The organism is Streptomyces xanthophaeus (genome assembly GCF_000725805.1).
Lineage (GTDB): Bacteria > Actinomycetota > Actinomycetes > Streptomycetales > Streptomycetaceae > Streptomyces > Streptomyces xanthophaeus.
In genome coordinates, this window is sequence record NZ_JOFT01000094.1 from 1 (window position 1) to 931 (window position 931).

The following is a 931-nucleotide window of genomic DNA, read 5'->3' on the forward strand; positions in this document are numbered from 1 at the left end:
ACCGCCCACCACGTCCTCACCCACACCCCCTACCGCGACCACGCCCACACCATGCGAGACCACATCACCCACGCAGGCGGCGCACCCGCCGCCGCGGACGTCGTGGAGGCCCTGCTCACGGATGCACGGGCAGCGGCATGAACGGCAGCACCGGAGCGGGCACCCGCACGGCACACATCGCGTTCTTCGCCCTGCCGGGTCACGGGCACGTCAATCCTGCCCTCGGGGTCGTGGAGGAGCTGACCGCGCGGGGCCACCGGGTCACCTTCGCGACGACCGACCGGTTCGCGACCGCCGTCAGCGGGGCCGGGGCGACCGTGCTGCGGTACGAGTCGACGATGGACGGGCTGCCGGCCCGGGACGGCGCGGCGGACCGCGCCGACCGGTTCGGCAGCGACGACCTCGCCGTGGTCCTGCGCGACCTGCTGCGCGAGACCCTGGCCGCCCTGACACCGCTGGACCGCGCCTTCGCCGCGGACCGGCCCGATCTCGTCGTGTACGACGACCCTTCGGGCTGGGCGGCCCGGCTGATCGCCGCCCGGCGCGGCATCCCGGCCGTCCCGTACCGGACCACCTTCGCCGCGAGCACCGAGTGGTCCCTCGCCGCCCGTCAGACGGACGTCGATCCGCTCGACCCCGGGATCGTGCGGGTGTTCCACGGCATCGCGAAACTGCTGGAACGGCTGAAAGTGCCGATCGGCCCGCGGGAGTTGATGACGGGCAGCGAATCGGGACCCGCGCTCGTCTTCGTACCGCGCGAGTTCCAGTTCAAGGGTGAGACGTTCGGCGAGGACGTCCACTTCGCCGGCCCCTGCCTCGCGCGGCGGGCTTCCGACGGTGAGTGGGACCGGCCCGAGGACGCCACGGACGGGCGCCCCCTGGTCCTGGTCTCCCTCGGCACCATCCACAACGACAACACGGCCTTCTTCCA

The 931-nt window shown here is 72.9% G+C and carries 1 protein-coding gene; it reads left to right on the plus strand.

Annotation, left to right across the window (positions count from 1 at the left end; translation table 11 throughout):
* Nucleotides 1–137: 137 nt before the first annotated feature.
* A partial coding sequence (locus tag IO30_RS0129055) for a glycosyltransferase (RefSeq protein WP_031147804.1) occupies nt 138–931 on the plus strand: 794 nt, incomplete at its 3' end.